Here is a 13057-nt window from a genome sequence, read left to right on the forward strand (position 1 = left end):
TGCGGACGACGTTGGTTCGCTATGTCAGACGCTCGACCATCCGCGCGAAAGCGCGAAGATCTTCTGGGTCGGTTAGCCGGATGTCCTCCCTGGCTAGACGCTCGTGCAGGTGTTGAGCAAAGGCCAATGAACCGTCGGCCTTCCGAACGCGTGGCGTGAGCCGAGCAAGGAGCTTCAGCCCTGCCGCATCAAGCGCGAAGGACTTCGAACCGACGGCGTGCTCGGCGCGGGAGTAGCGCTCGTCACCGGCGCGCTTACCGAGGTCAATACCCCCCAGACAACGGAGCGGCCCCGCCAGCCGTCCGCGCGGTGACCCGGGAGAAGGCGCCCACCAGACGTAGATCCAGTCCTGCTCGGGGATCACGCGGTAGTTCCTACGAGACAGCGTTGTCCACTCGACCACAGACTCGGACGGCACTTCCTCGTCCGCGACGAATTGGCGCGTGGCATCTTCCTGCAACTTATCCACGAGTGCAGAGGTCTTCCCGGGGCATACACCGCTGATCCAAAGCGGATGTGAGACTGGCTGGCGCGGAACTGACGCCCTCTTCGGTTCGAGCCTCGCGAGATGGGTCAGGATTCGGAGGTCTGTTGGTGACCCCCCGTGCCACAGGGCGTTGACGAATGCTCGGGCTGAGGCGACCTCCGCTGGCTTCGAGAGAATGACTGCCGCCTCTTCGAGCCGGCTTGAACTCTCGGAGGCATTGGCCGAGCCCACGAAGGCTACGCGGTCAAACACGTACACCTTCGCATGGAGGTCGGCGTTCGAGCGCACGCGAACGTCGAGGTTGACGAGCTTCTTCACGCCTTTGGCCGAGGTCGCCCCACTCCGAACTCGCTCCTCAGTCATCGCCGTCACGAGCCGAGATCCCTTCGGCCATTTCAGAACCTTCTCGGGGTTCTTTCCGACAAAAGCGACAGCGGCGGCGATACTCCGACTCTTGCGGGCCGCATGACGGAGTTCTGTCCACAATGCCTTCCCGAAGACAAGTCGTGCCATAGGGCGCGATGGTAGCGCAAGCGGTTGGGAGCATGGAAGACGACGCCTGACGGATGGTAGTGGTTTCCGCGCGTCGTCGCGTTCCAGGCATGACTTCGAGGAGGTGCCGAGTGGTGGTGAGCGTGAGGGGACTTTTGTGGCGATGTGCCCTGGGTGTGCTGTCTGGATGGCTCGTCTTGGGAGCCATGGGATGCGCGACGACACAGGGGGAGATGGGTGGCAGCGGAACGGCCAGCACCGGGCTCCCACCGGGCCTGCGAGTGGATGAAGTGGAGGAAGCCACCGAGGCGGAAGCCGCTCTGCTCGTAACTCAGGTGATGGCCGTGGCCAACGCGACCCATGCCCAAGGTGCTCGCCTTTCCTTCACTTTCTGGAACGAGCGCGGTGCCCTCACGCTCATAAGCTTCTCGGCGCGAGGGGTGAGCGGCCCTGCCGCCGCTGCGCTGGATGATGACGAGACACACGACACTCTGGCCACCGTGCTTGCCGAGTACCCCCAGCGCCATACTGGACAAGCCATCCTTACGCTCCAACGGGAACAGGCGAAGTGGGCGATGGACTACAACGTCTCCGCTGCGCCGCGTCCACCAGAGGCTCGCCTACTACCGGTGCCCATGAAGGCGTTTCCGGCAGAGGTGGTGCGTGACAGCACCAAGAGACTGGGCAAGATGCTCGAGGCCGTGGAGGTACCCACGGAGGGTGAGATCTGGCTCGACGTCGAGGTGCAACTTGAAGATGGCCGCATCGAAGGTTGGCGCCCGCGCCTCTTTCAACTTGCTCGTAGGGGAGGACGGCCACGGCCCGTTTCTCCCCTCCTCGCTTCCTATGCTGTGCAGGTGCTCCTCCCATTTACTCTGGGAGTTGGCCCTCGTACCGTGCTTGTGCGCCTGAGATTGGCCCACCGCGCGCAAGACACCGAGGCACTCGGCTGGGTGGAATTCGCCCAGATAGAGCGTCCTCAGTCATCGCCCGAAACCAACGCGGCCTTCGTCGCCGAGTACCGAGCGATGCACGAGTATCTCCTCTGGAAGTGGCGTTACGAGGTCAGAGAGGGGGCTGAGTGGATAGCCCGGCGGGGAGCCGAAGAGATGGCTACCTGGTACGCCGGTGGGGTGCTCCTCCGGGGAGGTGGCTACCTGGCACGCTGGGCCGGCTCCGCCACGCGCCGAGCGCTGGCACGAGGTGGTGAGGCGGCCACTGGTTGGCTTCGCACCACGTTGTCGCGGTTGCCCGGTGACAAGAAGAGGGAATTCGAGTGGCTGTGGGCAAAGGTGCAGTTGGAGGGCGAGCGTGCCCTCACCGCCGGGGAGAAAGCTTCCCTGCGCGGGCTCATGGAGCGCGTCGAGCAGCTCGTCCACACGCGCCTCGACATCCAGGCCAAGAAACGACTCCGCGACTCGGCACGAGAGTACTACAAGACGCTGCACCCCGAACTCAGGCAACTCTTGGAGGAGCAAGGAGCGGCCTTTCCGATTCATCATCGGAGGCCCCTGGACTACGCACAGCTCTTCCCTGCAGAAGACATCAATGCTGCTGACAACCTCGTTATGGTGAAGCAGGCCGTGCACGGCCACGTCAACCGCGCCTGGGCGCGGTTCAAGCAACTGCGGCCTGACCCAACGGCGACAGAGGTCTCGGAGGCCGCAAAGGCTATCGATGCACGGTTCCATATCTGGTACCACCAAGCTGGCGATCCACGGGGCGCGGCATTGTCCCTGGGTGATGCTGAGAGGGCTGCACTGCAAACACTGGAGCGGCTGTTCCCCAACTAACGGAGCGCTTGAGTGAGGTGATCAAGAGTCATGACTCTACCCGGCTTGGAGCGGTTGATGGACGTATGTCGGCACCTGGGGTTCGCTCTCTGGACGCAGCCGCCCGTACACGCGGTGCCGACCACCGCTGAACTGGTGGGTCATCTTCCTTTCGATCCTGTGCTCGCCGCCGTCTACTCCCGATGGAGCAAGGCCTCCTTTGCCACGGACATCGCTGGAGTCGTCCTGGCTGGCAACGATGACAGCGAGTTCAGCTTGAAGAGCCAGAGCACCTGGTGGCGCGAATTCCACCAAGCTCGCGTACCGCTGCCGCTCTTCATCTTCGGAGGGGAACCGCTCCTGGCCTACTCCTACGCCACGGTCCCCGACCTGGCAGACGTGCAGGGCCGTCAGCCTGTCGTGCACGTGGACACCTATGAATTCGAGGGTCCTCTCATCCACCCCGTGGCCTCGAATGTGGACCGATTCTTCGACACCTACTCGCATTTTCTGGAGGAGGTGGCGGTGACGCCCGAGTTCAAGAAGGAAAAAGAGGCAGTCCTCACCTTCCCTTGGGATGTTCCTCACCTCCTGGCGCGGGATCTGCCGCTGGTCGAACTGCTGCGCGAGGGCCGCTTCGCTTCTGTTCTCCCTCAGGATGACAGCACCCAGCGGTGGGTGGAGCGCATCCTGGACATCGCGGCTGGCGGGTAATCATTGGAGGAAGGTGAAGGACTCCACCACCCTCCGGAAGTTCTCGTCCGAGCCCAACTGCTGGGTGCTGAGCAGCTGGAACACCCTGTCGTGGGTCGCGAGGAGCCACCCCGAGACGCGCCAGCCCTGAGCCGACGTCGCCTCGAACTCCAGCCCGGGGCAAGTGCCATGGGGGCAGGGGACCTCCAAGCGCTTCTCGCTCAACAGCGTGCCGCCCATCTCCTCCCGGGCGCTCTTGCTCGCCGACTCGAGGATCGTGTCCGGCACCTGGGTGCACAGCTTCTCCGGGCAGCGCGCCACTTTCAGCACGACCGTGCCGCCCTGAAACGCCGCCACCCATGTGGAGTCGATCTCCCGGGCGAGATCCACCGGGGGCGTCAGGTTCTGCGCCGGAGCCGGCAGCGAGACGCGGAAGCCATGCTGCTGTGAGACCAACGGGGTCCACTGCACGGAACCCAGCTTGATCCCTCCCGGAGCGGAGGACTGGCCGCCCTCCGGCGCCAGCAGCAGCCAGGGCACCACCCCCATCACTGCGAGGGCCCCCAAGACCCATACCCATGGAGGCACACGGAAGGATTTCTTAGCGGATTTCTTCTGCTTGTCCCTCATGGCGCCAGTCTACGCCCCTCCCAGGAAAAACGAGGGCTTACCCCGAACACACCCCGGAACGAGCCGATCGTCTTGACATGGTGTACTTAAGACACTATGTTGGTGTCGAAGATACACTAAGAGGGTCGCCAAGGGGCGGCCCCGAGAGGAGAAGGCCATGAAGACCCAGGTGAAGGAGCTTCCGCTTCCGTCGTTCTACCGGCCGGTCAACGCGAGCTCCTACGGCTACGGCCCGAACGCGGGGAAGCTCCAGACGGAGGCGGCCACGTGGCGCGCGGCGCATGACCTGACTCCCTCCGCCACGGACAAGTTCAACCTGCACCTGCTGCTCATCGACGTGCAGAAAGACTTCTGCTTCCCCGAGGGCTCGCTCTACGTGGCGGGCCGCAGCGGCAAGGGCGCCATCGACGACAGCCGCCGCATCGCCGAGTTCCTCTACAAGAACCTCGGCGCCCTCACGAACGTCACCACGACGCTCGACACGCACTTCGCCTACCAGATCTTCTTCCCGTCCTTCTGGGTGGACCAGAACGACCAGCAGCTCACCCCGTACCGCGAGGTGACGCGCGAGCAGATCGAGCGCGGGCAGGTGCGCCCGAACCCCGCGGTGGCGAAGTGGCTGTGCGGCGGCAACTACCCGTGGCTCCTCAAGCAGGTGAAGTACTACTGCGAGGAACTGGAGCGAGCCGGCAAGTACACCCTCTACCTGTGGCCGCCCCACTGCCTGCTCGGCGGCGACGGGCACGCGCTGGCCGGTGTGGTGCAGGAGGCCCGCCTCTTCCACTCGTTCGCCCGCGGCGCCCAGTCGTGGTGCGAGGTGAAGGGTGGCAACCCGCTCACGGAGAACTACTCGGTGCTGCGCCCCGAGGTGCTCAGCCGCCACGACGGCCAGCCCCTGGCCCAGCGCAACACCCAGTTCCTCAAGACGTTGCTCACCGCCGACGCCGTGGTCATCGCCGGCCAGGCCGCCAGCCACTGCGTGAAGAGCTCCATCGACGACCTGCTGAGCGAGATCGTCGCCCAGGACGCCGCGCTCGCCCGGAAGGTCTACCTGCTCACCGACTGCATGTCGGCCGTCACCGTGCCCGATGGCAAGGGAGGCTTCGCCGCCGACTTCACCCCGCAGGCCGAGGCCGCGCTCAAGCGCTTCGCGGACGCGGGCATGCACCTGGTGAAGTCCACCGACCCGCTCGTGAGCTGGCCGGACCTGCGCATCGGGTGATGGACAAGCACTGCAACGAACCCAAGGAGAACTTCCATGAGCACCAGCAACGGCACCCAGGTCTCGCAGCTCTTCCAGACCGCCCACGCAGAGGGCGTCCTCAGTCCCGCCGGCCTCCAGGCCCTCACCGTCGTGGACCTCGGCGCGCAGATCCAGGCGGGCCTCGGCGTCAGCGTGGATGACGTCCAGGCCAGCGAGGTCGTCCTCGTCACCGTCATGCCGGATGACTCCGGCAGCATCCAGCACGCCAACAACGCCCGGCTCGTGTGCGACGGGCACAACCAGGTCCTCGACGCGCTCCTGGCCAGCAAGCAGCGCGACACCGTGCTCTTCCACACGCGCTACCTCAACGGCTTCGTCCTCAACCCGTACCGGCCCATCGAGGACGTGGTGCGGATGCACGACAAGAACTACAACCCCAACCTCGGAACGCCGCTGTACGACCAAGCCGTGGTGCTGCTCGGCACCGTGCTGGCCAAGTCCCAGGAGTTCACCCGCAACGGCGTGTCCGCCCGCACCGTCACCCTGATCATCACCGACGGCGGGGACTGCCACTCGCAGAACGCCCGGGCCAAGGAGGTGGCGGCGCTGGTGAAGGATCTGCAGCGGGCGGAGAACCACATCGTCGCGGCCATGGGCATCAGCGATGGCAGCACGGACTTCCGCAAGGTCTTCCGGGAGATGGGTGTCGAGGACAAGTGGATCCTCACGCCCGGCCAGAGCGCCCAGGAGATCCGCCAGGCGTTCCAGGTGTTCAGCCAGTCCGCCGTCCGCGTCAGTCAGGGCGCGGCCAGCTTCAGCCGCACCGCCCTGGGGGGCTTCGGGCGCTGAGCCCCTCGCTCCGTCTCCAGACAGGCGCGTGAAAGGATCTCCTGGCGCGCGCCTGTTCCGTCTTCAGGAGGGGATCGACCGCCCCATGCGCCTCAAGGCCGTCCTGACAGCCATCCTTGCAGTCCTGGGAGTGCTCGTGCTGGCGGCCGTCGGCTCGCTCGTGTTGCTCACGAGCTACCTGCATCGGGTGACGTCCCACCTCGGTACCTCCATCGATGAGGTTCGCCTCGCCGAAGAGCTGGAGGTGGAGCTGCTCACGCACTATCGCCAGGCAGACGCACAGCTTCAGCTGCTCCCCGACTCCCAGCTCGTTCCGCTCACCATCATCGAGGCCCGGCTGTATGCCCTGATCGATGAGCTGGAGCAGCCTCTGGCAGGCACACCCGCAGGGCGGGCGCTCATCCAGGACATCCGCGGGAAGGTGGACGCCTACCTCGTCGCGCACCGGAGTGTCACGGAAGGTCCTCCAGCCCGGGTGGCCCCGCTCGTGGGGCCGCTGCTGGATGAGGCCCTGGCTGCCCTGGAGCACCTGGTCGAGGTCAACGTTCAAGAGGCGCGCGAGGCTCAGACCCAGGCCAACCGCTGGGACCGGCTGGCCAGCCTGGGTGGCATGTCGCTGGCGGGGCTGCTGCTCGTGGCGCTGGCGCTCCTCCTCTTCTGGGTGCGGCGCGCGGTGCTCCTGCCGGTGATGCAGGTCAGCCAGGCCATGCGCCGCTTCGGCTCCGGGCACAAGCGCACTCGCGCCCCCGAGACGGGACCCGCCGAGCTGCACGACATGGCCCGCACCTTCAATGAGATGGCGGCCTCGCTCGCCCGGCAGCAGGAGGATCAGCTCACCTTCCTGGCAGGTGTGGCCCACGACCTGCGCAACCCCCTCTCCGCGCTGAAGATGTCCACCGCGCTGGCCGATCCCGGCCGCGGCGATGCGTCGCCCGAGCGCATCCAGAAGATGCTCGCGCTCGTGCGCCGGCAGGTGGCCCGGCTGGACCGGATGGTGGGGGACCTGCTCGATGCCACCCGCATCGAGGCGGGCAAGCTGGAGCTCCAGTTCGAGGATCGAGATGCAGGGGAGCTCGCGCGCGCCGTGGTGGAGCTGTACCAGGCCACCGGGTCGAGCCACGAGCTGAGCCTCTGCCTCCCCGAGACATCCGTGCGCCTGCGCTGCGATGGCATCCGCATCGAGCAGGTGCTCAACAACCTGGTGAGCAATGCCCTGAAGTACTCGCCGACAGGCACGCGCGTGGAGGTGACCGTGCTCCGTGAAGGCGACGAGGCCTTCTTCTCCGTCTCGGACCAGGGTATCGGCATCTCCACCGAGGAGCGGCGCCACCTCTTCACGCCCTTCAACCGCACCCATGGTGCCCGTGAGCGCGCCCAGGGCGCGGGCCTGGGGCTCTCCGTGGCGCGGCGCATCGTCGAGGCCCATGGGGGCCGCATCGAGGTGGACAGCCAACCGGGCCAGGGCTCCGTGTTCCGGGTGAGGTTGCCGCTCGTGCCCGCCGCGCATCCCATGGCACCCGTCCCGAAGTCTTCGCCCGCGTGGACGCCCGGAGACGCCATGCATTGAGGCTCCGCGCCTGGCGGAGCCGAGCGGAGGTCCGTCCCTCAGGGGCTCGGGAGGCTCGCGCCCGCGTTACGGCGCGCCTGATCCAGCAGGATGAGCACCTCTTCGTCGCTCATCTGATGGAAGTCGTCGTACCAGGTGCCGATGGCCCAGAGGTTGTCTGGTTCCTGGACGCTGACGAGCACATCCACCTCGTCGCGGAGCTGCTCCGCCGTCTGGGCCGCCGCCACCGGCACCGCGAGGATGATGCGCCGCGCCCCAAAGCCTCGCAGCGCCCGCACCGCCGCGCGGGCCGTGCCGCCCGTGGCCAGCCCGTCGTCCACGAGGATGACGGTGCGCACCTTCACGTCCGGGAGCGGCTGGCCTCCCCGGTAGCGCCGCACGCGCCGCTCGAGCTCCCGGGTCTCCTCGGCGATCACCTTCTGCAGCTCCTCGTCACCGAGGTCCGCCGCCGTCAGCACCTCCCGGTTGAGGTACACGGCGCCCCCCTCGGCGAGCGCGCCCATGCCCAGCTCCGGGTGCCACGGCACGCCCAGCTTGCGCACCATCATCACGTCCAGTGGCGCATCCAGCGCCCGGGCAACCTCGTATCCCACGGACACGCCGCCACGAGGCAGCGCGAGCACCACGGGCGCTTCCCCCGCATACTCTCGCAGCCGCTCCGCCAACAGGCGCCCTGCTTCTTCACGATCTCGGAACCGCATCTCCGTGCCTCCTTGCCTCGAGCTCATGGGCTCGCCTCCCACGCCTCCGTCAGCTGCTCCCGCGTCCAGGCCAGCACCGGGCTCGCCTCCACCCGGTAAGGAGGGGAGACTGGCTCCAGTCGCCGCAGCTCGGGAGGCAGCCGCTCCAGCTGGTGTCGCGTGTACTCGCGGATCTCCGAGAGCGAGGGCGACGTCCCCTCCACCCGCTTCCCATCCCGCATCACCGGGCGCAGCAGCGGGCGGCCCTTCAGCTGCTCGCCATGTCGGGCGAGCACATCCCTGCGCGCTACCCCCTCCTCCTCCTCCCGGAACACCTGCTTGCGCCCGGGATAGAGGACCTTGGAGGTGGACAGCTTGATGCGGTCCTTGCCCGCGTACGCCACCAGCTTGTAGACGATGTCCAGGCACGGCGCATCCGAGGAGACCCCCAGCGCGGTCCCCACGCCGAAGCCGTCGATGGGAGCCTTCTGGGAGAGCAGCCGCGCCATGGCTTCCTCCTCCAGGTTGCCGCTGGCGATGATCTTCACGCGCTGCAGCCCCGCATCGTCCAGCATCTGCCGGGCCGCGCGCGACAGCGCCAGCAGATCCCCCGAGTCCAGCCTCACCGCGCGCACGTGGAAGCCCTCTCCCAGCTCGCGCGCCAGGCGGATGACGTGCTGGACGCCGCGCAGCGTGTCGTAGGTGTCCACCAGCAGCGTGGTGTCCGGGAAGCAGCGCGCGAAGGTGCGGAAGGCCTCCAGCTCGTCGTCATGCGCCTGCACGAAGCTGTGCGCCATGGTGCCTGCCACCGGCATGCGGTAGCGCTGTCCGGCCAGCATGTTGGAGGTGGCCTCCACTCCGGCGATATAGGCCGCGCGCGCCACCTTCAGGCCGGCGTCGATGCCGTGGGTGCGCCGCAGGCCGAACTCCGTCACCGAGCGCCCCGCTGCTGCCGCCACGATGCGCACCGCCTTGGAGGCCGCCATCGTCTGCAGGTGGATCTGGTTGAGGAGGTATGTCTCGACCAGCTGCGCCTCGGGCAGTGGAGCCACCACCTCCAGGATCGGCTCCTCGCCGAAGACAGGGGTGCCCTCGGGCACGGCGCACACCTCGCCGGAGAAGCGGAAGCGCTCGAGGTAGCGCAACAGCCGATCCGAGAAGAGGTGGAGCGAGGAGAGGTAGTCGAGCTGCTCTGGAGTGAAGCGCAGCTTCTCCAGATAGAGGAGCGCGTCCTCCAGACCGCAGGCGAGCAGGAAGTTGCGGCGCGACGGGAGACGGCGCACGAAGAGGCTGAACACTGCCTCGTCGTGCAGGTCCTCGTCGAGGTAGGCGTCCACCATCGTGAACTCGTACAAGTCCGTGAGCAGCGCGACGCTGTCCTCCATCACACGCCTCCTTCCCGACTGGAGCCTTCACCTGGGCCGAGGCACCTCCTGGGCCTCCACCTCTCCTGGGCCTCCACCTCTCCTGTCACAGCTGCATGCCCGCCGAGCCTCCTTGTGCCTCCTGCACCCAGCGCTCCAGCTCTGCCCGCGGCATGAGCCCGCTGCGGCGCGCCACCTCGCGGCCCTGGGCGTAGACGACGAAGGTGGGGATGCCCCTCACCTTCAGCGCCGCGGCCGTCTGGGGGTGCGCCTCCGTGTTCAGCTTGAGGATGACGAGCCGGCCCGCCTGGGCTTGCCCCACCGCCTCCAGCACAGGCGTGGCAGCTCGGCAGGGGCTACACCAGGGCGCCCAGAGGTCCAGCAGCACGGGCACCGGAGCTGAAGCGACAGCCCGTGCCAACGCCTCTCCGTCCACCTCCTGCGGCTTGCCCGACACCTCGAGCGCTCGACGACAGCGGCCACACGAGGGTGTGCCCGCGGGGAGTGGGTGGGGGACACGGTTGAAGGCACCACAAGATGGGCAGCGGTACATGGTGTGACCTCCAGGCCTCTTCTGAAGAAGATAAAGCGGCCATCGGAAGACGCCCGTCTGCCCCATCGAGGGGCCCGGGGGTTGCCCGAGCCAACCCCTCGAATTCTGTACATGCCCGCGCAGAATCAGCAGGGAGCACGTGACCCGCGCAGCTCTTGCGTGCCCGGATGCCCTCCGAGGGCTGGAGCGAGCCTTGCATCCACCGATGGCGGGACTGGGGTCCGGGCACCACTTTGGAACAGGGAGCGGGAGCACAGATGCAGCTGGCTGTCTTCGACACCCACCGATTCGACCGAGAGGCCCTGGAGGCGGCCAACACCCGCTTCGGCCATTCGCTCGTCTTCTTCGAGCCTCGGCTCACGGCGCAGACGGCCCAGCTCGCCCAGGGCTTCCTGGGGGTGTGCTCGTTCGTCAACGACAAGGTGGACGCGGCCACGCTGGAGGCGCTGTCCGCCGGAGGCACGCGGCTGGTGGCGCTGCGCTCGGCCGGGTACAACCACGTGGATCTCGTGGCCGCGGGGCGGCTGGGGATCCAGGTGGTGCGCGTCCCCGAGTACTCGCCCTACGCGGTGGCCGAGCATGCGGTGGCGCTGGTGCTGGCGCTCAACCGCCGCATCCACCAGGCCTACGCCCGCGTGCGCGACTGGAACTTCTCCCTGGATGGGCTGGTGGGCTTCGATCTGCACGGGAAGACCGTGGGCGTGGTGGGCACGGGGCGCATCGGCCGGGCGGCGGCGCGCATCTTCCACGGCTTCGGGTGCCGGCTGCTCTGCGTCGACGCGGCGCCCGACGCGGCGCTGGAGCGCGAGCTGGGAGCACGCTACGTGCCGCTGGATACCCTGTACCGCGAGGCGGACATCATCACCCTGCACGTGCCGCTCACGCCGGGCACCTACCACCTGGTGGACGCCGGAGCGCTGGAGAAGATGAAGCGCGGGGTGGTGCTCATCAACACCGGCCGCGGCGCGCTCATCGACAGCCGGGCGCTCATCGAGGCTCTCAAGCGAAGCCACATCGGCGCGGCGGGGCTGGACGTCTATGAGGAGGAGGAGGGCATCTTCTTCCAGGATCTGAGCGGGAAGGTGCTGCAGGATGACGTGCTGGCACGGCTGCTCACCTTCCCCAACGTGCTCGTCACCTCGCACCAGGCCTTCCTCACGCGCGAGGCGCTGGGCAACATCGCGGACACCACACTGGCGAGCGCTCAGGCCTTCGAGCGCGGTGAGCCGCTCCTCCATGAGGTGAAGGCTGAACAGGTCCTGCGCCCGCCTGCGCGATAGTGCTCTGGCGGGGCATAAACAGGGTAGAACTACGCGTGGGCGTCCTCTAGAAGGGGGCGTCGCACCAGTCCCATCCGGCCCAAGAGGCCTCGTCTTCGCGGAGGCACCATGCCCATCGTCTGCGCCACCAACTTCTCCGACGCCGCTCACCGGGCCTGTGACGCCGCGGCTTGGCTCTCCCGGAAGGCGGGCGAGCCCCTGTGGCTCGTCCATGTCCTGCTCACGGACTCCGTGAAGGCCTTTGGCAAGTCGTTGCTGGAGGCGGCCGAGGCGGCGCTGGCCGACGAGGCGAAGCGGTTGGAGAAGCTTGGCGCCAGCGTCCAGAAGATGCTGCTGACGGGGGAGCCGGCCACGGCGCTGCAGGACTTCGCCAAGAAGCAAGGGGCCACGCTGGTGGTGACGGCCGCGCCGAGCCAGGACACGCCCTTCCTGGGCCTTGGGGGCACGGTGGATCGGCTGGCGCAGGCGTTGGAGGTGCCGCTGCTGGTCGCTCGGAATGTCGATGCGCTGGAGGCGTGGGGGCGCGGGGAGCGGCCTCTCAAGGTCATGGTGGGAGTGGACCGCTCGCTGCCTTTCGCGGCGGCGCGGGACTGGGTGAAGGGGCTGCGCAAGCTGGGGCAGGTGGAGATCGTCGGAGGCCGCGTGTTCTGGGCGCAGGAGGAGGCGGTGCGGCTGGGCGTGGAGCACCCGCTGGGCTTCGCGGACGTGACGCCGGAGCTGCGTCAGGCCCTGGAGAAAGAGGCGGCGGTGCTGGTGGAGCCGCTGGCGGAAGGCGGAAAGCCGGTGCGCGTGCGTCTGGAAGTTGGCATGGGCCGCATCGCCGACCATCTGGTCGCACTGGCGGCGGAGGAGCAGGTGGACCTGCTGGTGGTGGGCTCGCACCACCGCCGGGCGCTGGGCAAGCTCTGGAGCGTGTCGCAGCACGCACTGCGGCTGGCGAAGATGTCGGTGGTGTGCGTGCCCTCGCGCGCGGCGGTGCATGGGGCGGATGTGGAGCTGCCGCAGATGCGCACAGTGCTGGTGACGACGGACTTCTCCGAGCTGGGAGACCGGGCCATCGCCTACGCGTGCTCGCTCACGCCTCAAGGCGGCACGGTGCACCTGCTGCACGTCACCTCGACGCAGCAGACGCCGGAGCAGCTGAGCGCGCTGAGAAAGCAGCTCGAGGAGCGGGTGCCTCGCGCGGCGGTCCAGGGCGGGCGCAAGGTGGAGCTGGAGGTGGCGACCGGGAACGACGTGGCGGGCGTCATCGCCCAGGCCGCGGAGCGACACTCCGTGGACCTCATCTGCATGGGCACCCATGGGCGCACGGGCATGATGCGGGCGGTGATGGGCTCGGTGGCGCAGGCCGTGATGGCGCGCTGCGATCGGCCCGTGGTGATGGTGCGCAACCCCGCGACCTGAGCCAGGCTCCTGTTCTCCGCCAGGCTTGGCCCAGGCGGAGGGATGTCCCGCTGGGCCATGGCTTCGGCTACGCTGGGAGCAC

Annotated in this window: 12 protein-coding genes; 7 read left to right on the plus strand and 5 right to left on the minus strand. The window is 67.7% G+C overall.

The window, feature by feature from the left end:
• Positions 1 to 19 precede the first annotated feature (19 nt).
• Entirely contained in the window at positions 20 to 805 is a 786-nt protein-coding gene (locus VD972_RS31935; RefSeq protein WP_324992569.1) for a phospholipase D family protein, read from the minus strand.
• 464 nt (positions 806 to 1269) lie between these two features.
• Here VD972_RS31935 and VD972_RS31940 point away from each other — a divergent pair, with 464 nt between their 5' ends.
• On the plus strand, positions 1270 to 2772 hold the full coding sequence (locus VD972_RS31940) for a hypothetical protein (protein WP_324992570.1): 1503 nt from the start codon (positions 1270 to 1272) through the stop codon (positions 2770 to 2772).
• A 30-nt stretch (positions 2773 to 2802) separates the two neighbouring features.
• A complete protein-coding gene (locus VD972_RS31945) occupies positions 2803 to 3465 on the plus strand; it encodes a hypothetical protein (protein WP_324992571.1) in 663 nt (220 codons plus the stop codon).
• On the opposite strand, the gene VD972_RS31950 is transcribed toward VD972_RS31945, so the two are convergent.
• Complete coding sequence (locus VD972_RS31950; protein ID WP_324992572.1) at positions 3466 to 4011, minus strand: hypothetical protein; 546 nt, start codon at positions 4009 to 4011, stop codon at positions 3466 to 3468.
• Between the two features lie 220 nt (positions 4012 to 4231).
• On the opposite strand from VD972_RS31950, the gene VD972_RS31955 reads away from it, so the two are divergent.
• From VD972_RS31955 to VD972_RS31965, 3 genes are all read left to right on the plus strand, one after another.
• Complete coding sequence (locus VD972_RS31955) at positions 4232 to 5296, plus strand: nicotinamidase (RefSeq protein ID WP_324992573.1); 1065 nt, start codon at positions 4232 to 4234, stop codon at positions 5294 to 5296.
• Between the two features lie 36 nt (positions 5297 to 5332).
• Positions 5333 to 6127, plus strand: coding sequence for a hypothetical protein (locus VD972_RS31960; RefSeq protein ID WP_324992574.1), 795 nt, complete (start codon positions 5333 to 5335; stop codon positions 6125 to 6127).
• Between the two features lie 85 nt (positions 6128 to 6212).
• Positions 6213 to 7694 carry a HAMP domain-containing sensor histidine kinase gene (locus VD972_RS31965; protein ID WP_324992575.1) on the plus strand — a complete coding sequence of 494 codons (1482 nt, stop codon included), beginning with the start codon at positions 6213 to 6215 and terminating at the stop codon, positions 7692 to 7694.
• A gap of 38 nt (positions 7695 to 7732) precedes the next feature.
• Here the strand turns inward: VD972_RS31965 and VD972_RS31970 are convergent, their stop codons facing one another.
• The 3 genes from VD972_RS31970 to VD972_RS31980 form a co-directional block, all read right to left on the minus strand.
• Positions 7733 to 8395: a phosphoribosyltransferase gene (locus tag VD972_RS31970; RefSeq protein WP_324992576.1), complete on the minus strand. Its 663-nt coding sequence runs from the start codon at positions 8393 to 8395 to the stop codon at positions 7733 to 7735.
• A 23-nt stretch (positions 8396 to 8418) separates the two neighbouring features.
• On the minus strand, positions 8419 to 9759 hold the full coding sequence (locus tag VD972_RS31975; RefSeq protein WP_324992577.1) for a nicotinate phosphoribosyltransferase: 1341 nt from the start codon (positions 9757 to 9759) through the stop codon (positions 8419 to 8421).
• An 85-nt stretch (positions 9760 to 9844) separates the two neighbouring features.
• A complete protein-coding gene (locus VD972_RS31980) occupies positions 9845 to 10291 on the minus strand; it encodes a thioredoxin family protein (protein WP_324992578.1) in 447 nt (148 codons plus the stop codon).
• Positions 10292 to 10548: 257 nt separating this feature from the next.
• On the opposite strand from VD972_RS31980, the gene VD972_RS31985 reads away from it, so the two are divergent.
• Together VD972_RS31985 and VD972_RS31990 are read left to right on the plus strand one after the other, a co-directional pair.
• Complete coding sequence (locus VD972_RS31985; RefSeq protein WP_324992579.1) at positions 10549 to 11571, plus strand: 2-hydroxyacid dehydrogenase; 1023 nt, start codon at positions 10549 to 10551, stop codon at positions 11569 to 11571.
• Between the two features lie 108 nt (positions 11572 to 11679).
• Positions 11680 to 12975, plus strand: a complete 1296-nt coding sequence (locus VD972_RS31990; protein WP_324992580.1) for a universal stress protein — start codon at positions 11680 to 11682, stop codon at positions 12973 to 12975.
• Positions 12976 to 13057 lie beyond the last annotated feature (82 nt).

This window comes from Hyalangium sp., assembly GCF_035629615.1.
Lineage (GTDB): Bacteria > Myxococcota > Myxococcia > Myxococcales > Myxococcaceae > Hyalangium.

Coding starts and splice junctions, on each gene's coding strand:
- VD972_RS31945 (WP_324992571.1), top strand. CDS start 2,803: ATGACTCTACCCGGCTTGGAGCGGTTGATGGACGTATGTCGGCACCTG.
- VD972_RS31955 (WP_324992573.1), top strand. CDS start 4,232: ATGAAGACCCAGGTGAAGGAGCTTCCGCTTCCGTCGTTCTACCGGCCG.
- VD972_RS31960 (WP_324992574.1), top strand. CDS start 5,333: ATGAGCACCAGCAACGGCACCCAGGTCTCGCAGCTCTTCCAGACCGCC.
- VD972_RS31965 (WP_324992575.1), top strand. CDS start 6,213: ATGCGCCTCAAGGCCGTCCTGACAGCCATCCTTGCAGTCCTGGGAGTG.
- VD972_RS31970 (WP_324992576.1), bottom strand. CDS start 8,395: ATGCGGTTCCGAGATCGTGAAGAAGCAGGGCGCCTGTTGGCGGAGCGG.
- VD972_RS31975 (WP_324992577.1), bottom strand. CDS start 9,759: ATGGAGGACAGCGTCGCGCTGCTCACGGACTTGTACGAGTTCACGATG.
- VD972_RS31980 (WP_324992578.1), bottom strand. CDS start 10,291: ATGTACCGCTGCCCATCTTGTGGTGCCTTCAACCGTGTCCCCCACCCA.
- VD972_RS31985 (WP_324992579.1), top strand. CDS start 10,549: ATGCAGCTGGCTGTCTTCGACACCCACCGATTCGACCGAGAGGCCCTG.
- VD972_RS31990 (WP_324992580.1), top strand. CDS start 11,680: ATGCCCATCGTCTGCGCCACCAACTTCTCCGACGCCGCTCACCGGGCC.